Origin of the sequence: Merdimmobilis hominis, assembly GCF_016901855.1 — a bacterium.
GTDB lineage: Bacteria > Bacillota > Clostridia > Oscillospirales > Ruminococcaceae > Paludihabitans.
Map to the genome: position 1 here is coordinate 90,062 of NZ_JACJKY010000004.1, position 23,702 is coordinate 113,763.

The window sequence follows — 23,702 nt, forward strand, 5'->3', positions numbered from 1 at the left end:
CGACCTTCTTTCTCAGGATACCACCGGGCGTCCGGTGGTGTGCAGACGAATTTTACCTTCACATTTGATCAGATTCTCAGACGTAATGCGTTCTGCGAGTCCTGAAATCATCAGATCTACTGTCTTATCGACAGACAATTCAATGATTTCTGCTTCCGTCAGTCCTTCGTTTAACTCTTTTGCAGTGAGAATCCGGTTGACAAGCGCCTGTTTGAGGCCTTCGACGGAGGTCATACAGTCTTTGTAATTGAGCCAGCGGTAGAAGTTTTCCATCTGTGCTTTTAAGATGTCTGTCACTTCCGGCGGAACCGTCCGGTTTTCCAACCGGCTTCCCAGATCATCAATATTATAAAGCGTAACGCCCGGCAGCTGTCCTGCTTCGGCTTCAATATCCCGCGGAATCGCCAGGTCAATGAGTACAGGCGGAACGGAGGTCAACGAGGACAGCTGTTCTGCTGTGACCGTATAGTGCGGGCTGGTGGTTGCCGAGAGCAGAATATCGCATCCGTCCATGTGAACGAAACGCTCCTCATAGGGAACCACGCCGCATCCGGGCGGGACGATTGTTTCGCCGTGGCGGTATGTACGCAGGGTGACAGACACCCGACAGCCTGCCCGTTCAAGAAGTGATGCGGACAGCCGTCCCATCTCTCCGTTTCCGATGACGAGTGCCTTTTTGCCGCCTAGCTCACCGAGTTTTTCCTGCAAAAGCGCCACTGCCATGCTGGCAGCCGATGCGGGCACGGAGGTTAGCCGCACTTTTGTGCGGACTTCTTTTCCGGCGGAAACAGCGGAGCGGAACAGCGTTTCCAAAATGGAATCCGCAGTGCCGGCCTGCCGCGCAATCGCCACTGCATCTTTTACCTGAGAGATAATCTGGTCTTCTCCAAAAATACGGGAGCGAAGTCCGGACGCGACTTCCATGAGATGCTTGACCGCTTTTTTGCCGGAACGGGTTACGAAAACATCCCGGTAAGGGGCGTATTCCGTTCCTGCCGCCTGACACAATAGCTCGCCGGGGTTTTGTTCTTCTAAACAGGAGAGATACAATTCCGTGCGGTTGCAGGTGGAAATGAGCACACAGCCTAAAATATGGGGAAACGATCGGATTTTTTGCACCATTTCAGCCGTCTGCTGTTTTGTGAAGGAAAGCCGTTCCCGCAGACTGATGGGAGCCAAACTGTGCTCCAGACCCGACATGATAATATTCATCAATGATTCACGCTCCTGATTTTTATCATTGTTATAATTTGAAAAAGAAAACTGCGGCAGTCACAATACTGCCGCAGCCGTTTTTCGCGCACAAAAACTCTGCCATTCCGATATACGCCGGACGGCAAAGAAATCACGCTGAGCAGGTCTCCTGACTTATGCCTCGTCAGCCCGCACACAGCCTTCTCGGGAGTTTCCCAATGACCGGCTTTCGCCGCGTGTGAAGCCTACGCATATACAGTGGCGGTACCGTTCCGGATTTTCACCGGATTTCCTATTCTCTGCTGAGCCTGAACGGGTTCAGCAGCACTCAAGCGGTATCAATTTGTCATGATGATGGAAATGGGGAAAAACGCTGTCAATCGGCGTTTGTTTTTCCCGAAACCAATGATCGAATCTATTTTATCAGCTTTTTATGGGAATGTAAAGACAAAAACTTGTGCAATCGAGAAAAGCGTCAAAATAATGGTTGACAAAAAGATATTCTGTGCCTAAAATAAAAGAAAATTTGAGTGCCCTGTGTTCCGTATGGGAAAGAGGGAGAATAGACAACCGGGTGTGATTCCCGGACGGTACCGCCGCTGTATGTACATGAATTCTGTCCGTTGATGAAAATCAGTCACTGAGCAATCGGGAAGGCAGGGCAGAATTTTGGGATTTTCCTAACATGTATGAGTCAGAAGACCTGCTCAAATGTGCTTTTTCCATGCTGCATGGGAAAGCAAATGTTGCAGAAAAACGGCTGCGGCAGTGATTAAGCTGCCGCGGCTTTTCATTTTTCAAAAAGGAAAGGAAGTCTACACGCTATGATCGAACAGATCAAACCAATGGATATTGAAAAACGCAGCTTTGCCATCATCACCGAGCTGTTAGGAGACCGGAACCTTGATCCGGAGAATGAGCTGGTCATCAAGCGTGTGATTCACACCTCCGCCGATTTTGACTATGCGGATAACCTCGTTTTTTCACCGCATGCCGTGCAGAAAGGAATCGAAGCGCTTCGCGGCGGCTGTGATATCGTCACCGATACGCAGATGGCAAAAGCCGGCATCAACAAGACGATTCTTGGTAAGCTTGGCGGCGAAGTGCACTGCTTTATGTCTGACCCCGATGTTGCCGCAGAAGCAAAAGAACGCGGCATTACCCGCGCCATCGTTTCGATGGAACGGGCGGCAAAGCTTAAAAAGCCCTGCATTTTTGCAATCGGCAATGCGCCGACGGCGCTGATTTCTCTGCATGAACAGATGGAAAAAGGACTGCTCCATCCGGCGCTGATCATCGGCGTGCCGGTGGGATTTGTGAATGTGGTGGAGAGCAAGGAACTGATTATTGATTCTTCGGTACCTCATATTGTTGCCAGAGGACGCAAAGGCGGCAGCAATGTGGCGGCTGCCGTCTGCAACGCGCTTTTGTATCAGATTATGCGTTAAATGAAAAGACAAATAATCACTTTATATGGATTTCGCCCTTGAAATCCTTGCGAGAATGTGGTATTCTCACAAGGAAAAGAACAGAAGGTGACCGGCTTTTATTTTGAGCCGGTATAATAGGGAAACAGGTGAAATGCCTGTGCGGGACCGCCGCCGTAAAGACAGAGCGTTGGTTTGTGAATGCCACTGTAAGGGTACATATGGGAAGGCAAAACCAAAGCGATGACGTCTGAGCCGGAAGACCTGCCTTTTGTTTTTATACTGCCGAAAGGGCAGGAATCATGGGCACGGACGGACGAAACGTTTCCATGATGGATCAGAGGGCGAATGCGCTCTGATTTATGCTGACCTTTCTCAAAACTGTTTGAGGAAGGTTTTCTTATTTTTCATCAAATGGAGGAATTCACATGACAACTGGAGAAAAGAAACTTATGTCCATCTCCGTAGTGTTGGCGCTCATGTTCTGTGTACCCCAGACCGTGTCAGCGATGCACATTATGGAAGGCTATTTGCCCCCGGCGTTTTGTATTGGATGGGGTGCTGTCTGCCTCCCGTTTTTAGCGGCGGGCATCATTTTCATTCGGCGGCTGGTACAGCAGCATCGGAAATCTGTTTTGCTGCTCGCGATGGCCGGTGCCTTTATTTTCGTCATTTCTTCGCTGAAAATCCCGTCGGTCACCGGCAGCTGCAGTCATATGACAGGCACCGGACTGGGCGCGATTTTGTTTGGTGTGCCGGCAACTTCGGTGCTCGGTGTCATCGTACTGCTGTTTCAGGCGCTTTTGCTTGCACACGGCGGTATTACAACGCTTGGCGCAAATACGTTCAGCATGGCTGTTGCAGGACCGCTTGTGACCTGGGGTGTGTATCAGATCGGCAAAAAATGCAAGCTTCCGAAGCTGTTCAACGTATTTTTGGCGGCGATGCTTGGTGATCTTTTCACCTATTGCATCACCAGTGTTCAGCTTGCACTGGCATATCCGAGTGCAGAGGGCGGTATCTGGGCAAGTATGGCGGAGTTTTTGGCCGTGTTCGCACCAACACAGCTGCCGCTGGCAGTCATTGAAGGCATTCTCACCATGCTTGTGGTGATGGGACTCGAAACATACGCCAAAACAGAACTGCATGAGCTCGGCTGTGCAAAAAGGGGGCTGTTCAAATGAGCCGGAAAACAAAAATTGTTCTTGTTTCACTGCTTGCAGTGATTGTACTGGCATTTTTGCCGCTGTTTGCGCTCAAAGGAGCAGAATTTGGCGGCAGTGATGATGCAGGAAGCCAAAAGGTAGAAGAAGTAACCGGAGAAGCATATGAGCCATGGTTTACGCCAGTGCTCGAACAAATGCTCGGCGGCGAACTGCCGGGTGAAGTGGAAAGCTTGATTTTCTGCATTCAGACCGGCTTGGGTGTCGGTATACTGGCATATAGCTTTGGCTATCTGGTTGCACGCAAGAAATACAGCGGAAATTCACAGGAAAAATCCTCCGATAAGGAGGAACAGGCGTGATTGCGGCACTGCTTGCGGGGCTGATTTTTCTAAGCCTGTTTGCCGGGCATCTGCCGCCAGTTTGGCTGGCGGCAGTCTGCCTTTTGGCAATGATTCTCTTTTTGGTTGGAAGCGGGCATCATCATGACGGTGTGCTGACCATGGACGTGTATGCAAGACGTTCTAAGCTTTGCAAAGAAAATGCGGTGTTTAAAACAGCTGTGAGTGTACTGCTGCTGATTTTATGCATCTGCAGCGGATCGCCGTTTCTGCCGATTGGCTTGTTTGTTTTTTTATCGGTTGTCACTGTGGCGGCAGGCGGAGTAAAACTGCGGGAATATCTCTCGCTGTTAGGGTTGCCTGCGGTGTTTTTGCTGCTGTCGGGACTTACCCTTTTGTGGGATTTTTATCAGCAGCTGCCCAGTGAGGCGGTGCTGATGATACCGTTTTTCGGCGGATGGCTGGCGGTGGTTCCCGCCGCGCAGTCTTTGAGCATGCTCGTATTATCCCGGGCGCTTGGCGCGGTGAGCTGTTTGTATTTTATAAGCCTGTCGACGCCTTTGCCGGAAATATTGCAGGTGCTTCGCCGTGTGCGTGTCCCGTCTGTCGTTGTGATGCTTGCGGTATTGATTTACCGGTACATTTTCATCTTGTTGGCAACGTTTCGGAACATGAAAGATTCCGCCGCGAGCCGGCTCGGCTATCAGGGCATCAAGCGAAGCCTTCATACCACCGGAATGGTGTACGGCGGACTGCTTGCGAACAGTTTTAAGCGGGCGGGTGCTTGTTTTGATGCGATGGAAAGCCGCTGTTATACCGGGCAAATGATTTTTTTGACGCAAAAAAAGAAAGTCACATACAAAATTCTTTGTCTGCTGGGATTTCCGGTAATCGGGATGCTCGTCGGCATATGGCTTTTGTAAAAGGAGAAGAGAATAGCGTATGAAAGAACTGCTTGCGTTTGAGCAGGTTTCCTATCATTACGACAGCGGCGGGGAGCGCGAAGCACTTTTTCCGCTTTCTGTGCGTTTATATGAGGGAGAAAAAATTGCAGTATTGGGGAGCAACGGTGCAGGAAAATCCACCTTTTTCCTGCTTGCAAACGGTGTTCTCACACCGCGCAGCGGAACCATCCGGCTGTGCGGCGAAGCAATCGGCAAAAAAGAAAAACAGCGCATGCAGCTGCGCCGCAGTGTGGGACTTGTTTTTCAAGATCCGGACGTTCAGCTGCTCGCCGGTACCGTTGAGGAAGAAATCAGCTTCGGTCCGATCAACTTAGGGCTGCCGGAAGAAGAGGTGCGCCGCCGGGTGGAAATGGCGCTCAGTTATTTAGGATTAACGGCGCACCGAAGCCGCGGTCCGCAGTATCTTTCCGGCGGAGAAAAGCGCCGGGTCGCCATTGCCGACGTGCTGGCCATGGAACCGCAGGTGATGCTGCTCGACGAACCGTCCAGCAATCTCGATCCCGCAGGGCGTCAGCGTTTGGAGGATACGCTTGACGATCTTCATCAAAAGGGAATGACGTTGGTGATTGCCACGCATGATGTGGATTTTGCATGGCGATGGGCTGACCGGGTACTGGTGTTTCATGACGGACAGCTTGTGCGGGATGATACACCGGAGGCTGTGTTTGCAGAGGAAGAACTGCTTTGCCGCTGCGGACTCGAACAGCCGTTATTGTGGCGTGTGGCAAAAGCGCTGAACATTCCGGTGCCCAAATGTCCGGAAGAACTTGCAAATGATCAAATCGGGAGGAAAACGGAATGAAAACTGCATTGCTCTGCGTCAGCTTCGGCACCAGTGTGCCGGCTGCCAGAAAAAGTATTACGGCTGTGGAGGAAGCGCTTCACGCACAAATGCCGGACGCTGATTTTTTCCGCGTGTTTACGAGCAAAACCATTCGGCGGATTCTGGCGCAGAAAGGCGAAACCGTGTGGAGCATGGACGAGGCGCTTGCACATCTGACAGACGGCAGTTATGACCGTGTGGTGATCCAGCCGACCCACTTTTTATATGGATTGGAATATGAGAGCTTAAAAGCCAGTGTGGAGGAGGCAAAAAAACAGTTCCCCGCACTGCTGCTTGGAGTACCGCTTCTTTCCTGCACAGATGATCTGCAATCACTCGCGCACGTTCTGTCAGCGGAATTTCCGCAAAAGGAAAATACCGCGCTGGTGCTCATGGGACACGGTACAACGCACTTTTCGAATGTGGTGTATCCTGCGATGCAGGCCGTATTTCACATGATGGGACGAACGGACGTCTATGTGGGTACGGTAGAAGGATGGCCGGAGATCGATGCAGTTTGCGGTCAGCTGTGTGCCGGAACATATACGTATGTGCGTACCGCACCGTTTATGCTGGTGGCAGGAGATCATGCGCTTAACGATATGGCCGGAGATGAAGAGGACAGCTGGAAGAGCATCCTCACCCAAAAAGGATATGACGTGGAGTGTGTCTTAGAGGGTCTGGGCGTGCTCCCGGGCGTGCAGGAACTGTACTGTCAGCATCTTTCGGCGCTTTTGAACTAAGAGAGAAGGAAACAGGATGGCATTGGACTATTACATCCGAAGCGGGCAAAAACAGCTGCGCTGCGGATATACAACAGGCACGTGCGCGGCGTTGGCAGCAGCAGGTGCCGCATCGCTTCTGCTTTCGGGAAAAACACCGGACGAGCTTTCTCTCATGACGCCGAAGGGAATTTTGGTAACAACCGCGCCCGCGTTTTTAAAGCAGGAACAGGATACAGCCGTCTGCGGCGTGATGAAGGACGGCGGCGATGACGCCGATGTGACGCATCGTTTAATCATCGAAGCACATGTGAAAAAAAGCCGCCGTCCGGGCATTTTGATTGACGGCGGAGAAGGTGTTGGCCGGGTGACGAAACCGGGACTCGATCAGCCTGTGGGATTTGCCGCGATCAACCGTGTACCGCGGCAGATGATCGAAGAGCAGGTGCAAAAGGTGTGCGATACGCTGGGCTATGACGGCGGAATCGAGGTGCTTATCTGCATTCCCGGCGGCAGGGAAGTGGCGCAAAAGACGTTTAATCCGATGCTTGGCGTGGAAGGCGGCCTGTCTGTTTTGGGGACTTCCGGCATTGTGGAACCGATGAGCGAGCAGGCACTGGTGGATACCATCGCGGTGGAACTGCGGCAGGCGGCAGCACTGGGCGTAAAACAGCTGATTCTCACACCGGGCAATTACGGCGAGGATTTTTTGCGTCAAGCGCATATTGCAAACGAATCGGTGCCGGTGGTGAAGTGCTCGAATTTTATCGGTGATGCGCTCGATATTGCGGGAACCTATCCGTTTGAAAGCATTCTGTTGGTGGGGCATATCGGAAAGCTTGTCAAAGTTGCAGGCGGCGTGATGAACACGCATTCTCGATATGCAGACTGCCGCACCGAACTTGTGTGCGCACATGCCGCTGTGTGCGGCGCTTCCAAAGAGGTATGCACGGCACTGTTAGAAGCTGCCACCACGGATGCATGCATCGAAATTTTAGACCACGCCCATCTGCGGGAAGCGGTATTGGAGCGATTGCTCAAAGCCATTCAGCAGCATCTCGAGCACCGGGTTTTCAACAAATACCGGATTGGTGCGGTGATGTTTTCCAATCAATACGGCCTGTTAGGGCAAACCCAAATGGCAAAGGAGATCATAGGATCATGGAAATGAAACAAGGAATTTTTTATGGTGTAGGCGTCGGCCCGGGTGATCCGGAGCTTTTGACGGTAAAAGCGCTGCGGATTATGGGCGAATGCCCGGTGCTGGCATGCCCGCAGACAAAGAGCGGCGAAATGCTCGCGCTGGATATCGTCCGGCAGGCGATGGATGTTTCCGATAAGACGATTTTGCCGCTGCATTTCACCATGTCACGCGATGCGGCAGTACAGAGAGCGGCGCATGAAAAAGCGGCCGACGAGGTATGCCGTTATCTTGCGCAGGGACAGGATGTGGCAATGCCTAATTTGGGGGATGTATCGATTTACTCGACCTACTGCTATTTGATGGAACTGGTGCGGGAGAGAGGCTTTCAGACACAGATGGTGGCCGGTGTGCCGAGCTTTTGCGCGATTGCGGCACGGCTTGGTGTGAGCCTTACAGAGATGAAAAGCCCGCTTCATATTGCGCCCGGCAGTTCTGATTTGGAGGAAGTGCTCCACTGGCCGGGAAATAAAATTCTGATGAAATCCGGCAGCCAGATGCCGGAAGTATTAAAGGCGATTGCAGAGCACGCAAGCCTTGAAAAGAGTGCAATGATTCAAAACTGCGGCTTGCCGGATGAGCGGGTGTTTGAAAATCTCGCAGAGAAACAGCCCGAAGACTCCACCGGATATTTTGCAACCGTGATCGTAAAGGAGTGAGAGACGATGGTACATTTTGTAGGAGCAGGACCCGGAGCACCGGATCTGATTACACTGCGGGGTGCTGAGCTGCTCAAAAAAGCAGACTGTATTATTTATGCCGGAAGCCTTGTCAATCCGGCGCTGTTGGAAATGGCGAAAGCGGATTGTGAGATTCACAACAGTGCGACCATGACATTAGAGCAGGTGCTGGATGTGATATACCGCATGGAGGCAGCCGGCAAAGAGACGGTACGCCTTCACACAGGAGATGCAAGCCTGTTTGGTGCAATCCGCGAGCAGATGGATGCACTCGACGAAAAAGGCATCGCGTATGACGACACACCCGGTGTTTCGAGCTTTTGCGGTGCAGCAGCGGCGCTTCATGCAGAATATACACTGCCCGGTGTAAGCCAGAGCTTGATTATCACCCGTATGGCAGGACGTACGCCGGTGCCTGAAAAAGAAAAACTTTCTTCAATGGCAAAGCATCAGGCTTCCATGGTGCTGTTTTTGTCCTCCGGCCTGCTCGAGGAGGTACAGGAGGAACTGCTTTTGGGCGGTTACCAGAAAGATACGCCGGCGGCGATTGTGTATAAGGCAACTTGGCCGGATGAAAAGGTGATCCGCTGTACTGTGGGCACATTGGCACAGCGCGGCGCAGAGGAAGGCATCCGCAAAACGGCATTGCTGCTGATTGGCGATTTTCTCGATTCGTGCTATGAGCGCAGCCGCTTGTATGACCCGACGTTCACCACGGAATTCCGTGAGGCAAGCGCAGCTAAGCAGCAATAATCCCGTTTCCCGGTAAAAAACCATCGTGTTTTCCGGGGAAATCACATACAACAAAAAAGACTGGCGGTGAAACAGATGAATCTTGCGTTTTTGGCCTTTACCGAAAAAGGCTTTGCGCTTGCCGGTTTTTTGGCGCAGACGTTGGGCGGCAGTGTGATGCGGTGCGGAAAGCCCGATTCGCTGTCAGACTGGACGAAAAAGCATTTTGCCGAAGCAGACGGGCTCGTATTTGTGGGCGCGGTGGGCATTGCCGTGCGTGCCATTGCGCCTTATATCGAAAAAAAGTGGAAAGATCCGGCGGTGGTCGCTGTGGACGAATGCGCTTGCTTTGCGATTCCGCTGCTTTCCGGTCACTTGGGCGGTGCAAATCGGCTTGCGCGTGCAATCAGCCAAGTGTGCGGCGCACAGGCAGTCGTCACGACCGCAACCGATGTAAACGGCGTGTTTGCCGTGGATGAATGGGCAAAAAGCCAGAACCTTTGCGTCGCCGATCCGATGCATATTAAGCATATTTCCGGCAAATTGCTGGCGGGCGGCAATGTGAGCATCTACAGTGCCTACCCAATCGACGGAACATGTCCGCCGGGTGTCACACAAACCGAACACCTTCCTGCCGATGTGGCGGTAAGTGTCCGGCAGGAGAAGGCGGTGCTGTCACTCGTGCCGAACACGGTTGTGCTCGGTATAGGGTGCAGAAAGGGAACGCCGCAGGATACCATTGAAGCAGTGTTTCGGCGCTTTTTGCAGGAAAACAGCTTACACATCGAATCGATTTGTGCGGCTGCCAGCATTGATTTAAAAAAAGAAGAGCCGGGACTGATTGATTTTTGCCGTGCACATGGGTGGCCGTTTCAAACGTGTACTGCGGATGAGCTTCGCAGTGTCCCCGGTACTTTTACGCCGTCTGCCTTTGTCAGTCAGGTCACCGGCGTCGATAATGTCTGCGAACGCAGTGCCGTGTTTGTCAGCGGCGGCAGTTTATCGGTGAAAAAATTCGCCGCTGACGGTGTGACGATGGCGGCAGCAGAAAAGCCTTTCCGGCTTGACTGGAATGTTGACCGGTAACAAGCCGGTAGAAAGATGAGGATGACCATGAATACTTTATATGTAGTAGGTCTTGGCCCGGGCAAAGAGGAGTTTCTCACCGGACAGGCCAGAAAAGCGCTCGAACAATCACAGGTGCTGTGCGGATATACCGTGTATGTCGATTTGGTAGCGCCGTTGTTTCCTGAAAAAGAGACGTATACCTCTCCGATGAAAAAAGAACTGGATCGCTGCCGCTGGGCAATGGAAACGGCACAGTCGGGAAAAGATGTGGCGCTTGTTTGCAGCGGTGATGCCGGTGTATACGGCATGGCAGGGCTTCTGCTTCAGTTATCGCCGCAGTATCCCGGTGTGGAAATTGAGGTTGTGGCAGGCGTGACTGCGGCACTTTCCGGCGGCGCTGTGCTCGGTGCACCGCTCGGACACGATTTTTGTGTCATTTCTCTCTCCGATCTTCTCACACCGTGGGAAATGATCGAAAAACGGCTGCGCTGTGCCGCATGGGGTGATTTCTGCCTGTGTCTATATAACCCATGCTCGCACAAACGTGCGGATTATCTGGCAAAGGCATGCGATATTCTGCTGGCGGAAGGAAAATCGCCGGATACCGTATGCGGCTGGGTGCGCAATATCGGCAGAGATGGACAAAGCGCGCAGGTGCTTTCCCTCAAAGAACTGCGGGACGCAAAGCTTGATATGTTTACAACCGTGTTTATCGGTTCGTCGACGACGCAGGAAATTTCCGGTCGCATGGTGACACCGCGAGGATATGAGAAAAAATGCGAGTGGTGATTTTCAGCGGCACCACCGAAGGACGCGCACTTTCGGCTGAAACTGCGGCGATGGGTGCTGAAACGGTGGTATGTGTTGCCACGGAATACGGAAAAACGATTCAGGAACACGTAGCGGGCACGCATACGCTTTCGGGCAGGATGAATACCGACGAAATGGTGAAGGTGCTCAAAGAAGCCGACTTGTGCATCGATGCTACGCATCCGTATGCAAAAGAGGCAAGCCGGAATATCCGTGCGGCGGCAGAAGCGGCAAACGTTCCGTTTTACAGGCTTCTGCGCCGTGAAAGCGAATTGCCGGCAGACTGTATTTTGGTGGATTCCGCACAAGATGCCGCGCGCTTTTTGGAACACACAGAGGGAAACATCCTGCTTACCACCGGCGCAAAAGAGCTGTCGGTTTTTTCGGCGGTTAAGCCGCAGCGTCTGTATCCGCGTGTGCTTCCGGTGCAGGAAAGTCTGGCGGCTTGCGAGGCGATCAAGATTCCGCGCGGCAATGTGATCGCGATGCAGGGACCGTTTTCCAGCGAATTAAATGCCGCGCTTATTCGCCAATTTTCGATTCAGTGGCTCGTCACAAAGGACGGCGGTGCAGCCGGCGGATTTGACGAAAAAGCGCAGGCCGCACAGAAAACCGGCGTGCGGCTGGTGGTGATTCGCCGTCCGAAAGAGAGCGGCGAATCGTATGAAATGATTGTAAAACGGTGTAGGGAGATGATGGAATGCAAGTGATATTGGCAGCATCCGGCGGAGGAAATGCGGGCACGATGACTGCGGATTGCCGGCAGGCGTTAGAGAACGCTTCTTGTATCATAGGAGCAAGAAGACTGTTGGCGGGACTTCCTGATTCCTATACGAATAACCGCATTGCGGCGACCCGTCCGGAAGAAATCCTCACCGCGATCAAACAAAACAAAGAAGGATGCGTGGTGCTTTACAGCGGAGATACCGGCTTTTATTCCGGTACCCGTTCGCTCATTCCCATGCTTTGCAGTGCGGGAATTGATTATATCGTATATCCCGGCATTTCCAGTGTACAGCTGTTATCCGCATCGATCGGACAGCCATGGCAGGATTGGCTGCTGCTTTCTGCACACGGCGTCGACTGCAATCCGGTGGGCGCAGTGATGCAGGGAAAACCGGTGTTCTTTTTAACGGGCGGCGCGCTTGGCCCTGCACAGCTGTGTTATAAACTTGCCGAAGCAGGACTCGATGCATTAAACGTCATTGTAGGCGAGAACCTTTCGTATCCGAATCAGCGCATTCACCGGGGAACTGCCGGAGAATTTGCAAATGTGCAGTTTGAACCGCTCAGCGTACTGCTGGCAGAGCCTGCACCGGGTGTGACGCACCGGACACCGGGCTTTCCGGACACCATGTTCACCCGCGGCGAAGTGCCGATGACAAAACAGGAGGTACGGGCGGCAGTGATGGCAAAACTGGCGCCGAAACCGGATGATATTCTGTGGGATGTCGGTGCGGGTACCGGAAGTGTGAGCATTGAACTGGCGCTTTCGGCAAGTTTTGGACGTACCTATGCAGTAGAATACAACGAAAAAGCCTGTGATTTGATTCGAATCAACCGCGAAAAACTGGGCGCATGGAATCTTAAGCTGATCGAAGGAGCAGCACCGCAGGCGCTTCATGAACTGGAAACACCGGATGCCGTGTTTATCGGCGGCACCAAAGGTTCGATGGAAGAGGTCGTGAATCTGGTGCTTGACCGGAATCCGCATGCGCGAATCTGTATTTCTGCGATTTGCATTGAAACGCTGTACCAGGCGGTACAATCGCTTCAAAACCGCGGCATCGAACCCGAAGTGACGCAAATTGCGATTAGCCGGGCAAAGACTGCCGGTTCGCTCCATTTGCTCATGGCGAATAATCCCATTTTTCTGATTGCGGGGAATTGTAATGATTGAATTATTGCTGGCGGCTCCCGCCTCCGGGAGCGGGAAAACGGCGGTTACGTGCGCGCTGCTTGAAGCATTGGCAAAGCGCGGGCTTTCCCCTTGTGCGTTTAAATGCGGACCGGACTATATTGACCCGATGTTTCACCGTTCGGTACTTCACGTGGAGAGCCACAATCTGGATTTGTTTCTCTGCGGGAAAGAGCGGCTCGAAGAACTTTATGAGCGTCATATTTCGGGTCATGGTGCCGCTGTCTGCGAAGGTGTTATGGGATTTTACGACGGTGTCGGCGGAAGTACAACCGAGGCCAGCGCATGGCATGTCGCCAGTACGTTAAATCTTCCTGTTTTGCTGGTGATTCGTCCTAAGGGAGCGAGTTTGACGCTGGCGGCGCAGATCAAAGGGCTTTGCACCTTCCGGGAAAACAGCCGCATTCAGGGCATCTTCCTCAATGACTGCTCACCGATGCTGTTTTCAAGTCTTGCACCGATGCTCGAAAAAGAAACCGGTCTTCCGGTTCTTGGATATCTTCCGCATATGGAGGAGGCGGCTTTTGAGAGCCGTCATCTCGGACTGTATACTGCCGGAGAAATCGAGGGATTGCAGCAGCGCATCGATCGTTTGGCGCAAAAGCTCGAAGAAACGACCGATATGGAGCGACTGCTTTCGTTGTTTGCAGGGAAAGAGCGGGCATGTGCTGCGCCGCCGGTACAGGTGTCCAAAAAGGCGCGCATTGCCGTGGCGTGGGATGAAGCGTTTTGTTTTGCATATGCGGAAACGCTGGACGTGTTTGAGAATGCTGGTGCCGAACTTGTGAAGTTCAGTCCATTGCACGATACCGACTTGCCTCAGCAAATTGGTGGGCTGTATCTGTCCGGCGGCTATCCGGAGCTGTATGCAAAGGCGCTCTCCGAAAACGAATCGATGCGAATGGCCGTTCAATCAGCCATCCGAAACGGGCTTCCTACCGTGGCGGAATGCGGCGGATTTTTGTACCTTGGACAAAATTTAGAGGACGAAACCGGTACATCTTATCCGATGGCAGGCGTACTTAATGGAAACGGAATCAAAAAACAAAAACTCGTGCGGTTTGGATACGCTTACCTGACAGCAAACAGCGACAGCCTGCTGTTTTCAAAAGGAGAGCAGATTCCGGTGCACGAATTTCACTACTGGGATTCGACTGAAAACGGCGAGAGCTTTCACGCGAAAAAGCCGGTTTCGTCAAGAAGCTGGGCGTGCGGCTTTGGCGAAAAAAATCTGTATGCTGCGTTTCCCCATTTGTATTTCTGGGGAAATCCGCAGTGGGGAGAGCGGTTTGTGAACGCCGCAGCAGAATATCAGAATCAAATGATCGAATAAAACACGGCGCGCTCCTGTGTACCGCACAGGAGAAGGAAGAAGGAATCGGAATGGAACAAAACGAACAGAAGCTGCAGCAGCTGCTGCAAACCGTTACCGAACCGGACGAGACAGCCCGCAGTCAAGCGCATGAAAAATGGAATGACTGTGCAAAACCGCTTGGAAGTCTTGGCTTGTTGGAAACTGCCATCGAAAATATCGCCGCGCTCACCGGCAGTACGGAAATTTCCCTGTTTCCGCGCGCAGTGCTCGTGATGTGCGCCGATAACGGCGTCATCGCACAGGGGGTCACTCAGTCGGCGCGCAACGTCACCGCTGTGGTTACCGAAAATCTGGCGATGAATCGAACCTCCGTATGCCGAATGGCGGCAGTTGCCAACTGTCAGGTGGTGCCGGTGGATCTGGGCGTTTTTGATTTTCCGCCGACTGAGGGGGTACTGAGCCGCCGGATTGCCAACGGAACCGGTGATATCTCAAAAGGTCCCGCGATGACCAGAGAACAGGCGGCACAGGCCGTGCTTACCGGTATTGAATTGGTGTGCGAACAGAAAAATAAAGGCGTGCGGCTGATTGCTACCGGAGAAATGGGCGTGGCAAATACGACCACATCGAGCGCGGTGGCGTGTGCGTTGTTTAATAGACCGGTCAAGGAAATGACAGGACGCGGCGCAGGCCTTTCAAACGAGGGACTGAAGCGGAAAATCCATGCCATTGAACAAGCGCTTTGTGTCAATCAGCCAAATCCGAATGATCCGCTGGATGTGCTTTCGAAGGTGGGCGGCTTTGATATCGCGGCAATCTGCGGTGTGTTTCTGGGCGGTGCGATTTATAACGTGCCGGTGCTCGCGGACGGATTTATCAGCTCAGTTGCGGCAGTTTGTGCCGTTCGGATGTGCAAAAAGGCTGAGAAAGCGATTTTTGCAAGCCATGTTTCGGCAGAGCCTGCGGGACGGATGCTGCTCGACGCATTGCACCGCGAGCCGCTGATTACCGCGAAAATGCGTTTAGGCGAGGGGACCGGTGCAGTGGCGGCGATTCCGCTTTTAGATATGGCGTGTGCCGTGTATCAGGAGAGTTATACGTTTGAACAGGGCGGCATTGAACACTATGTGCCGTATGGTGATTCGGAATGATGACGTTGGTAATCGGAGGAGCCGCCTCCGGAAAAAGTGAATTTGCCGAAGCGCTCGTGCTAAAAGCCGGAAATCATCCGCGCTATTATATTGCGACCATGCAGCCGTTTGACGACGAGTGCCGGGCACGGATCCGCCGCCACCGGGAGATGCGTGCAAAAAAGCAGTTTGAAACGGTCGAGTGCTTTGTAAATCTTGCAGAGGTCACACTGCCGAAAAAAGGCGTCGTGCTCCTAGAGTGCATGAGCAATTTGGCAGCCAATGAGCTATATAGTCCCGACGGCGCCGGAGATGACACAGTGGCATCGATTCAGCGGGGAATTTGCCGGTTGAAAAGTCAGTGTGAAGAGCTGATCATTGTTTCGAACGAAGTATTCAGCGGCGGCTCTTGCTATGAGGGCGATACGCTTCGGTATCTGCGGGTGCTGGCAGATGTTAACCGGATGCTTGCGAAAGAAGCCGACGCGGTGTATGAAGTGGTTTGCGGCTGTCCCGTGTGCCACAAGGGAAAGGGGAGAACAGAATGAACTTTTTTCAAACGATTGCAGTGGCATTTGCCATGTTTTCCGCCATTCCCTGTCCGCAGCCGGTGTGGACGCAAAAGAATATGCGGTATGCGTTGTGTGCGTTTCCGCTGATCGGTGTCGTGTGCGGACTTCTCTGGTGGGGATGGTCTGCACTGATGGGATATGTGGGCGGTCCTGTCATTTTGCAGGCAGGCGGCATGTGCGCGATTCCCGTACTCGTGACGGGCGGTATTCATTTGGACGGATATGCCGACACGAGTGATGCATTGGGAAGCTGCGGCTCTCCTGAAAAAAAACGGGAGATTTTAAAAGATCCGCGGTGCGGTGCATTTGCTGTGATTCGGCTTTGCACCTGGTTTATTGTATATTTTGCGCTCTGCGCGTCTATTAAATGGGATGGAAGAGCGCTGTGGTGCATGGGCATCGCCTTTGTGCTGGAACGCTGTCTTTCCGGATTTGCGAATGCAGCATTCCCGCTCGCGAAAAATACCGGCCTTGCGCATACGTTTGCGGCGGCATCGGATAAAAAGAAAGTATGTGTCATATTGGCGGTATCGTCAGCAGTGCTGGCAGTCGTTTTGATTGTCACAGGCGGCTTTGCCGGAACGGCAATGGTGCTCGCGGCAGGATGGATTTTGTGGCGGTATTACCGTATCGCAAACAAGCAGTTCGGCGGTATTACGGGTGATTTGGCAGGCTGGTTTTTGCAGCGCGCCGAAATCTGGATGCTCGGTGCGTTGACTGCAGTGCAGCTGTTGGAGGGAATGAAATGGTTTTCGTGACAGGACCGCTTTACAGCGGAAAAAAGGCATTTGTGAAAGAATGGCTTCAGTGGGACGAAGAAGCGATGCGTGAGAATGCCGTTTGGGATGTGCAGGACTTGGCTGCCGACTGCGATGATTTGATAACGCTTGCAGAAACGCTTTCTAAAAAGCAAGTGGTGATCGCTACAGAAATAGGCGGCGGCATTGTACCTGCCGACGCAAAAGACCGCGCATCGCGTGAGGCTGCCGGCCGGCTTGCATGTCTGCTTACAAAAAAAGCCGATACGGTGATTCGGGTATTCTGCGGCATTCCAACCGTGTTAAAAGGAGAGGAACGACTGTGAAAATTTATTTGTTACGCCATGGACAAACGACCTATAATGTAGAAAAGCGGTATCAGGGAACCCGGGATATTCCCCTCTCCGAGGAGGGACGGGCACAGCTGATTCAGGCGGATATCTTCCCGAAAAAAGTATATGTTTCCCCGCTCATTCGTGCGCGGAGTACAGCGGATATCCTGTTCCCTGAGGCAGAGCAGGTCGTGATCGATGATTTTCGGGAGATGTGCTTTGGCATTTTCCAAGGAAGAAACTACATTGAAATGGAGCACGACCCCGAATATATCGCATGGGTTGGCGAAAACTGTGAAGGATGCTGTCCAGGCGGCGAGCGGAAAGCAGAGTTTTGTGACCGCACATGCGACGCCTTTGTGCCGCTTTTGGAAGAAGCACTCGAAAACGGAGAGGAAATGCTCGTGATCATGGCGCACGGCGGAAACCAGATGGCAATTATGGAACGGTACGGACTGCCGCGCTATGACTATTATCACTGGTGCGGTCCCAACGGAGGCGGTTATGTCCTCGAGGTCGATGCCGATACCTGGCACAACGAGCACACCTTGCAGCTGATCGAAGAAGTGCAGTATGTCCGCAAGGAGGATGGGCAGGAAGGCAGGAATCACGCATGATTTTTACAGCCGTTTTGTGCGGATTTCTGCTTGACTGTCTGCTCGGAGATCCCATGAAAATGCCGCATCCGGTGATCTTTATGGGAAAAGCCATTTCCCGGCTCGAGAAGTGGCTGCGCCGCCGTCTTCCGCAAACGCCAAAGGGTGAGCGCACCGGCGGAATCATCCTGGCAATCACGCTGCCGGTGGGAACGCTGCTCATCAGCGGCGGTTTGTGCTGGCTGTTCTGGTGGATTCACCCGCTCCTTGGCTTAGCGCTGCAAATTCTCTGGTGCTGGCAGGCGCTTGCAATGCGGTGTCTTGCAAAAGAGAGCCGGAATGTATATCGCGCGTTAAAAACCGAGGGCCTGGATGCCGGCCGAACAGCAGTTGCCCGTATTGTGGGACGCGATACTGCGGCGCTGTCAAAAGAGGGTGTCATCAAAGCGACGGTCGAAACCGTGGCGGAGAATTTTTCGGACGGTGTATTGGCGCCCATGATTTATATGCTCATTGGCGGTGCACCGCTCGCACTCGCGTATAAAGCGATCAACACCATGGACAGCATGGTGGGATATAAAAATGAAACCTATCTGTATTTTGGACGGGCGGCGGCAAAGCTTGACGATGCGGCGAACTATCTGCCGTCGAGAATTGCGGCACTGCTGTGGATTTTGTCCGCTCCGCTGGCAGGCGGAAACCTCAAAAACGCATGGAAAATCTGGCGGCGCGATCGCCGCAACCACGCGAGCCCGAATTCCGCACAGACGGAATCGGCATGTGCCGGTTCATTGGGCGTACAGCTGGCAGGTCCGGCATCTTATTTTGGAAAACTGGTAGAAAAACCGTATATCGGCGACCGTGTCCGGGAGATCGAGCCGGAAGATATTTTAAAAACCAACCGAATTATGATTGTTTCGAGTGTGGTTGGACTGATCATCGGCGTGGCAATTCATGTGGCTGTTGTTTTTTTGCTGTTTGGGCCGCATTGGATTTTGTAAGACAGTATGCGTGACGATGTGCAGATACACGTTGTTATATGTTTGTTTTGATTGAGTGGAGGCGACATCATGAACGAAAATCATCAGACCGGCAGTGTAAAAACGCCTTTGGTGCACGGCGGAGACTGGGCCGGATATTCGGAAGAGTACGGTGCACAGCCTCTCGACTTTTCCGCGAATGTCAGCCCGCTGGGCGTTCCGCAGGGTGTAAAGCGTGCGATTGCTGAGGCAGCGGAGACGGCTGACCGGTATCCCGATCCGCTGTGCCGCGCGCTTTCCCGGAAACTGGCGGCTCACGAGCAGGTGCCGGAATCGTATGTGCTGTGCGGCAACGGCGCAGCCGACTTAATTTTCCGTGCAGTACTTGCGAAAAAACCGAAAAAAGCGTTGCTGACTGCGCCGGCGTTTGCCGAGTATGAAGCGGCATTGACCGCCTGCGGATGTGAAGTCGACTATTATTTTTTGCGTCAAGAACATGATTTTCGATTGGATGAAGGCTTTTTGCAAGCAATCACGCCGGAAATCGATATGGTGTTTGTCTGCGAGCCGAATAATCCCACCGGTGTGTCCTCTCCCCGTGCATTTTTGATGCAGGTGGCACAGCGGTGCAGTGACTGCGGTGCATTATTCATGCTGGATGAGTGCTTCGGTGACTTTCTGGATGAGCCGGAAGACCACACAATGAAATCTGCGCTTTCATCGTTTCCCAATTTGGTGATTTTAAAGGCGTTTACAAAACTGTATGCCATGGCAGGCGTGCGGCTTGGGTATGCGCTGTGCGCAAACGGCGAATTGGTGGAAAATATGCGGAATACCGGTCAGCCTTGGGCAGTTTCGTCTTTGGCACAGGCAGCCGGAGAAGCAGCACTCCAAGAAACGGCATATGTGGAGCGTGTGCGGCAGATGGTAAAGCAGGAACGGCCGTGGATGAGCGAGCAGTTAACCCGTTTAGGCTGTCGGGTGATTCCGGGTGAAGCCAATTATCTGCTGTTTTACTGTCCGGTTCCGTTGATCGAGCCTTTGCGTAAGCGCGGAATTTTATTGCGCAGCTGTTCGAATTATCACGGATTAAATGAAAACTGGTACCGCACCGCTGTGCGTACCCATGAAGAAAATATCCGCCTGATCCAGGCGTTAAACGAGGTGGTACGATGAAACAAGCAAAATGTATTATGGTGCAGGGCACCATGTCCGGTGCGGGAAAAAGTCTCTTGTGTGCCGGACTGTGCCGCATTTTTGCGCAGGACGGACTGAAAGTAGCGCCTTTTAAGAGCCAGAATATGGCGCTTAACAGTTATGTGACCCGCGATGGCTTGGAAATGGGACGGGCACAGGTTGTTCAGGCGCAGGCAGCCGGCAAGGAACCGGATGTGCGCATGAATCCGATTTTGCTCAAACCGTCGAGTGATATCGGCAGTCAGGTGATCGTTAACGGCGAAATCCGCGGACAGATGAGTGCAACCGAGTATTTCCGTATGAAGGGGCAGCTCATTCCGGATATTTTAGAGGCGTATCATGGGCTTGCCGCAGAAAATGATATCATCGTCATTGAAGGCGCGGGCAGTCCTGCGGAAATCAATCTGCGCACTGACGATATTGTAAACATGGGCATGGCGGAGCTGGTGGACGCGCCTGTACTGCTGGCGGGTGATATCGACCGCGGCGGCGTATTCGCACAGCTGTATGGAACCGTGGCGCTGCTCGAAGAGAAAGAACGTGCGCGGATCGGCGGTTTGATCATCAATAAATTCCGAGGCGACGAGGCGATTCTGCGTCCGGGACTGACGATGCTCGAGGAAAAGACGGGAATTCCTGTGCTGGGCGTCGTGCCGTATCTGCACGTGAATGTGGATGACGAGGATTCGCTGGCACCTTGCCTTGAAAATCAGGACGCGAAAAAACCGTTGGATATTGCGGTGATTCGGTTGCCGAGGATTTCGAATTTTACAGATTTCTCTCTGCTCGACGAGCATCCTGCAATGGGTGTGCGGTATGTGCAGAGCGCCAGAGAGCTCGGAACGCCTGATTTGGTCATTCTCCCCGGCACGAAAAGTACGCTTTCCGATCTCTTGTGGCTGCGGCAGAGCGGACTCGAAGCGGCGGTCTGCAAATTGGCGCATACGGGCACACCGGTGTTTGGCATTTGCGGCGGATATCAGATGCTGGGTGAAATGCTTTCCGATCCGTACGGAACGGAAGGCGGCGGTGAAATGCACGGCATGGGGCTTCTGCCGATTGATACCGTGTTCAGCGACCGCAAGATCCGCACACGGATGCAGGCGGAGGTGCTGGCCTCTGACTTTGCAGGCGCAAAGCTCGACGGTTATGAGATTCACACCGGAAAGACCACCGTGCGCGGTGATGCATTCTGTATGCTCGAAAACGGTCAGACGGACGGATGCGTCAGCGGCAATGTGTTCGGCACATATCTGCATGGTTTGTTTGATACAGGAAGCCTTACGCAAAAGCTGGCAGAATACCTGTGTCAGCGCAAGGGTATTTCATGCGAACAGGCGGCACCGGTTTCTCATGCGCAGTATCAGGAACAGCAGTTTGATCTGCTGGCAGACGGAATTCGCCGTGCACTCGATATGAACGCCATTTATGCACTGATCGAAGGGAAGCGGTAATATGGAAAAAGGACTCATTCACCTGTACTGGGGAGATGGAAAAGGAAAGACCACCGCTGCCATAGGTGTGGCAATGCGTGCGTTGGCCGCAGGGAAAAAAGTGGTGATTGTGCAGTTTTTAAAAGGACAGGAAAGCGGGGAAATCACACTGCTTTCTGAGCTTGGCGCGCAGATTTATCGCGGAAAAGCCGGGCATAAGTTTGTTTTCCAGATGACCGAAGAGGAAAAAGCGCAAGCCCGCAAGGTGCAGGACGAAAATCTGCTTGCCGCATTGCAGCAGCCGGCAGATCTTCTGATTCTGGACGAAGCGTGTGCCGCCGTGCAGCTCAATATGGTGGACGAGGCGATGCTCAAAAAAGCGGTGTGTGAAAAGCCGGCAGAGCAGGAGCTGATTCTCACCGGCCGGAATCCGGCAGACTGGATGACGGAGATCGCCGACTACTCTACAGAAATGCACTGCTGGAAACATCCCTATGAAAAAGGGATTCCGGCAAGAAAAGGCGTAGAGTACTAAGCCGTATTTATGTGAATTTTATGATAAGAAAAAAGCAGCAAGCTGTAATTTTGCAGCTTGCTGCTTTTTTTATCAAAATGCGAGAAGATCCACAGCACCAGAAAATGTACGGGGTTTCGTGTGATATTCTGTAAATAAACGTAAGAGCAGCAGTGTGTTGTGGATGCCTACATAAAATATGGTGTTATTCAAAAGCACAGTATGCGGCAGGGATTTTAAAAATTATACATAAATATAAGTGTCTATTTATCTAACTGTGATAAATATTGTTGCTCGTTTGATTTATGAAACAAAAAATCATTTGGTTGTTGACATTATTATTGGTATGTTGTATATTAAAATTACAAAGCTGTATGATAAAAGTGATATTTATCGAGATGAATTATGGAGGGAATCAATTAACCAACAAGAAATGCTGCCTTACTCATGTGATTTGATAATGAATTTCATATAATACATGGTGAATATGATCGTTTTTTAAAAGAAGAAGTGATCGAGATGAAAAAACGAACGGGAATCATGACAATCGTCTTGACAATTTCTATTTTATTGACCGGATGCGGCGGCAAAACGGTAGAGCAGAAAAACGATTCACTCTCTTGTTATTTTCTTTCCAATGCAAATGAGAAATGGTATGAAGCTGCAAAAGAAAGGGTTTTTGAAGCGTATCCGGATATCAAAATCGATCTAAAGTGGTGGACTGCGTCACAATATCTGATGTTTTTTTCGCGGGAGCATCAAGATACAGATATTACCCCGCTTCAGGAGTACTACGATAAGATCACTTCCGATTTACGAAAAGATCAGGCGGGCGATATTGTGATGGGAGATGCTACGTATCTCGAGTGGCCGGAAGCCGCGCCGCCCGATTGGTACAAACTGATGAAAAGCGGTGCGTTTGCAGATTTGAATCCGCTTGCTGAGGAAAACGGTCAGCTTGACACTACAACGTATATGAAAGTCAATACTGATTCGGCAGCAGCTTCAGAAGAGCGGTGGACGTTTGTACCAATATTAGAAGAAAAATTATTTTTCTGCACAACAGAGGAATTGGCGCAGCAGTGGGATTTTTCGATAGTGGACGATGGCAACATGAGTATCGTAGACTTCTTAGAGCAATGCGCGGACTGGGTGGAAAAACATGGTGATAATCCGAATGCGCCTTCTATTATGCCGGATTTTTGGTTTCAGCAACTGAAATCAGTCGCATTTGATGTCTGCGGACTGACAATTACAGATTATGAGACCGGAAAGGTGGATTTTGATAATCCGACGGTGAAACGGATTCTGGAAGCACTGCGCACGATCTCAACCGATATTGAGGATTCCGGACTCGGAGATCAGGGAACGGATGAGTTTGAACAGCGTGCGTGTGAGGAAAAACGGTACTTGCTGTATAAATGGTTGCCTTCAGATGTTGGTACGCGAAAGTTTATTTCTTTGCTCAACATAGATGAAACGTATTTCTGCATGTACGCATCACGCTGGGTTGCAATTCCTGCGTCGAGTAAGAATCAAACGATCGCATATACGTATATTCAGGAGCTTTTGAATGAAAAGGCTGTGAACGGCGGAAATAGCGATAATCTTATAGATACCTATAGGGAGACGCCTCCTGAATTTCAAGATCCGAATTATAAAAGTTATAACATCGTCATCCCAAGCACATGGCAGTACGCGCTGTCGGATTTGTTTGATAACTACTATGCAGGACATATGGAGACAGACGAATTTATGAATCAGGTGCAAAAACGCCTTGAAGTGTATATTACGGAGTAAACAGAAAATCAAACGGCTTGATGAAAGAAAG

Annotated in this window: 25 protein-coding genes and 3 riboswitches; of the genes, 24 read left to right on the forward strand and 1 reads right to left on the reverse strand. The window is 51.9% G+C overall.

The features are described 5' to 3' along the window. Positions 1-12: 12 nt before the first annotated feature. Positions 13-1,212: a glutamyl-tRNA reductase gene (gene hemA, locus H6A12_RS03565; RefSeq protein ID WP_243415281.1), complete on the reverse strand. Its 1,200-nt coding sequence runs from the start codon at positions 1,210-1,212 to the stop codon at positions 13-15. 124 nt (positions 1,213-1,336) lie between these two features. After that, a riboswitch (cobalamin riboswitch) is annotated at positions 1,337-1,541 on the reverse strand. Positions 1,542-1,705: 164 nt separating this feature from the next. Continuing rightward, a riboswitch (cobalamin riboswitch) is annotated at positions 1,706-1,919 on the forward strand. 99 nt (positions 1,920-2,018) lie between these two features. Between hemA and H6A12_RS03570 the strand changes: the two genes are divergently transcribed. From H6A12_RS03570 to H6A12_RS03685, 24 genes are all read left to right on the forward strand, one after another. After that, positions 2,019-2,642, forward strand: a complete 624-nt coding sequence (locus H6A12_RS03570; RefSeq protein WP_204444824.1) for a precorrin-8X methylmutase — start codon at positions 2,019-2,021, stop codon at positions 2,640-2,642. A 68-nt stretch (positions 2,643-2,710) separates the two neighbouring features. Then, a riboswitch (cobalamin riboswitch) is annotated at positions 2,711-2,907 on the forward strand. 142 nt (positions 2,908-3,049) lie between these two features. Further along, the gene (locus tag H6A12_RS03575) at positions 3,050-3,805 is read left to right on the forward strand and encodes an energy-coupling factor ABC transporter permease (RefSeq protein WP_204444826.1); all 756 of its coding nucleotides are present in this window, start codon (positions 3,050-3,052) and stop codon (positions 3,803-3,805) included. Continuing rightward, a complete protein-coding gene (locus H6A12_RS03580; protein ID WP_204444829.1) occupies positions 3,802-4,146 on the forward strand; it encodes an energy-coupling factor ABC transporter substrate-binding protein in 345 nt (114 codons plus the stop codon). Before H6A12_RS03575 ends, H6A12_RS03580 begins: the two co-directional genes overlap by 4 nt. Continuing rightward, positions 4,143-5,048, forward strand: coding sequence for a cobalt ECF transporter T component CbiQ (gene cbiQ / locus H6A12_RS03585; protein WP_204444831.1), 906 nt, complete (start codon positions 4,143-4,145; stop codon positions 5,046-5,048). The genes H6A12_RS03580 and cbiQ overlap by 4 nt, the downstream gene beginning before the upstream one ends. A 19-nt stretch (positions 5,049-5,067) precedes the next feature. After that, positions 5,068-5,892 carry an energy-coupling factor ABC transporter ATP-binding protein gene (locus H6A12_RS03590; RefSeq protein ID WP_204444833.1) on the forward strand — a complete coding sequence of 275 codons (825 nt, stop codon included), beginning with the start codon at positions 5,068-5,070 and terminating at the stop codon, positions 5,890-5,892. After that, positions 5,889-6,656, forward strand: a complete 768-nt coding sequence (locus tag H6A12_RS03595) for a sirohydrochlorin cobaltochelatase (RefSeq protein ID WP_204444835.1) — start codon at positions 5,889-5,891, stop codon at positions 6,654-6,656. Before H6A12_RS03590 ends, H6A12_RS03595 begins: the two co-directional genes overlap by 4 nt. Before the next feature lie 16 nt (positions 6,657-6,672). Next, complete coding sequence (cbiD, locus tag H6A12_RS03600; RefSeq protein ID WP_204444838.1) at positions 6,673-7,806, forward strand: cobalt-precorrin-5B (C(1))-methyltransferase CbiD; 1,134 nt, start codon at positions 6,673-6,675, stop codon at positions 7,804-7,806. Continuing rightward, positions 7,797-8,495 carry a precorrin-2 C(20)-methyltransferase gene (gene cobI, locus H6A12_RS03605; protein WP_204444840.1) on the forward strand — a complete coding sequence of 233 codons (699 nt, stop codon included), beginning with the start codon at positions 7,797-7,799 and terminating at the stop codon, positions 8,493-8,495. Before cbiD ends, cobI begins: the two co-directional genes overlap by 10 nt. Before the next feature lie 6 nt (positions 8,496-8,501). Then, entirely contained in the window at positions 8,502-9,269 is a 768-nt protein-coding gene (gene cobM / locus H6A12_RS03610; RefSeq protein ID WP_204444843.1) for a precorrin-4 C(11)-methyltransferase, read from the forward strand. 75 nt (positions 9,270-9,344) lie between these two features. Next, positions 9,345-10,334 (forward strand): cobalt-precorrin 5A hydrolase, encoded by a 990-nt coding sequence (locus H6A12_RS03615; RefSeq protein ID WP_204444845.1) that lies wholly within the window; start codon positions 9,345-9,347, stop codon positions 10,332-10,334. Between the two features lie 27 nt (positions 10,335-10,361). Next, positions 10,362-11,105 carry a precorrin-3B C(17)-methyltransferase gene (cobJ, locus tag H6A12_RS03620; RefSeq protein ID WP_204444847.1) on the forward strand — a complete coding sequence of 248 codons (744 nt, stop codon included), beginning with the start codon at positions 10,362-10,364 and terminating at the stop codon, positions 11,103-11,105. Next, entirely contained in the window at positions 11,093-11,836 is a 744-nt protein-coding gene (gene cobK, locus H6A12_RS03625) for a precorrin-6A reductase (protein ID WP_204444849.1), read from the forward strand. The genes cobJ and cobK overlap by 13 nt, the downstream gene beginning before the upstream one ends. Beyond that, positions 11,827-13,026, forward strand: a complete 1,200-nt coding sequence (cbiE, locus tag H6A12_RS03630; protein WP_204444851.1) for a precorrin-6y C5,15-methyltransferase (decarboxylating) subunit CbiE — start codon at positions 11,827-11,829, stop codon at positions 13,024-13,026. Before cobK ends, cbiE begins: the two co-directional genes overlap by 10 nt. Beyond that, entirely contained in the window at positions 13,019-14,377 is a 1,359-nt protein-coding gene (locus H6A12_RS03635) for a cobyrinate a,c-diamide synthase (RefSeq protein WP_204444854.1), read from the forward strand. The genes cbiE and H6A12_RS03635 overlap by 8 nt, the downstream gene beginning before the upstream one ends. 50 nt (positions 14,378-14,427) lie before the next feature. Continuing rightward, positions 14,428-15,510: a nicotinate-nucleotide--dimethylbenzimidazole phosphoribosyltransferase gene (gene cobT, locus H6A12_RS03640; protein ID WP_204444856.1), complete on the forward strand. Its 1,083-nt coding sequence runs from the start codon at positions 14,428-14,430 to the stop codon at positions 15,508-15,510. Continuing rightward, entirely contained in the window at positions 15,507-16,037 is a 531-nt protein-coding gene (locus H6A12_RS03645) for a bifunctional adenosylcobinamide kinase/adenosylcobinamide-phosphate guanylyltransferase (protein ID WP_204444858.1), read from the forward strand. The genes cobT and H6A12_RS03645 overlap by 4 nt, the downstream gene beginning before the upstream one ends. Next, positions 16,034-16,819: an adenosylcobinamide-GDP ribazoletransferase gene (locus H6A12_RS03650; protein ID WP_204444861.1), complete on the forward strand. Its 786-nt coding sequence runs from the start codon at positions 16,034-16,036 to the stop codon at positions 16,817-16,819. Before H6A12_RS03645 ends, H6A12_RS03650 begins: the two co-directional genes overlap by 4 nt. Then, positions 16,807-17,145 carry a bifunctional adenosylcobinamide kinase/adenosylcobinamide-phosphate guanylyltransferase gene (locus H6A12_RS03655; protein WP_204444863.1) on the forward strand — a complete coding sequence of 113 codons (339 nt, stop codon included), beginning with the start codon at positions 16,807-16,809 and terminating at the stop codon, positions 17,143-17,145. Before H6A12_RS03650 ends, H6A12_RS03655 begins: the two co-directional genes overlap by 13 nt. After that, positions 17,142-17,768, forward strand: coding sequence for a histidine phosphatase family protein (locus H6A12_RS03660; protein ID WP_204444865.1), 627 nt, complete (start codon positions 17,142-17,144; stop codon positions 17,766-17,768). The genes H6A12_RS03655 and H6A12_RS03660 overlap by 4 nt, the downstream gene beginning before the upstream one ends. Further along, positions 17,765-18,748 (forward strand): adenosylcobinamide-phosphate synthase CbiB, encoded by a 984-nt coding sequence (gene cbiB / locus H6A12_RS03665; RefSeq protein ID WP_204444867.1) that lies wholly within the window; start codon positions 17,765-17,767, stop codon positions 18,746-18,748. The genes H6A12_RS03660 and cbiB overlap by 4 nt, the downstream gene beginning before the upstream one ends. Positions 18,749-18,817: 69 nt before the next feature. Beyond that, positions 18,818-19,903 (forward strand): pyridoxal phosphate-dependent aminotransferase, encoded by a 1,086-nt coding sequence (locus H6A12_RS03670; RefSeq protein ID WP_204444870.1) that lies wholly within the window; start codon positions 18,818-18,820, stop codon positions 19,901-19,903. Further along, complete coding sequence (locus H6A12_RS03675; protein ID WP_204444872.1) at positions 19,900-21,378, forward strand: cobyric acid synthase; 1,479 nt, start codon at positions 19,900-19,902, stop codon at positions 21,376-21,378. The genes H6A12_RS03670 and H6A12_RS03675 overlap by 4 nt, the downstream gene beginning before the upstream one ends. 1 nt (position 21,379) lies before the next feature. Beyond that, entirely contained in the window at positions 21,380-21,892 is a 513-nt protein-coding gene (locus H6A12_RS03680) for a cob(I)yrinic acid a,c-diamide adenosyltransferase (RefSeq protein WP_204444875.1), read from the forward strand. A 498-nt stretch (positions 21,893-22,390) separates the two neighbouring features. Continuing rightward, entirely contained in the window at positions 22,391-23,671 is a 1,281-nt protein-coding gene (locus tag H6A12_RS03685) for a hypothetical protein (protein ID WP_204444877.1), read from the forward strand. Positions 23,672-23,702: the final 31 nt, after the last annotated feature.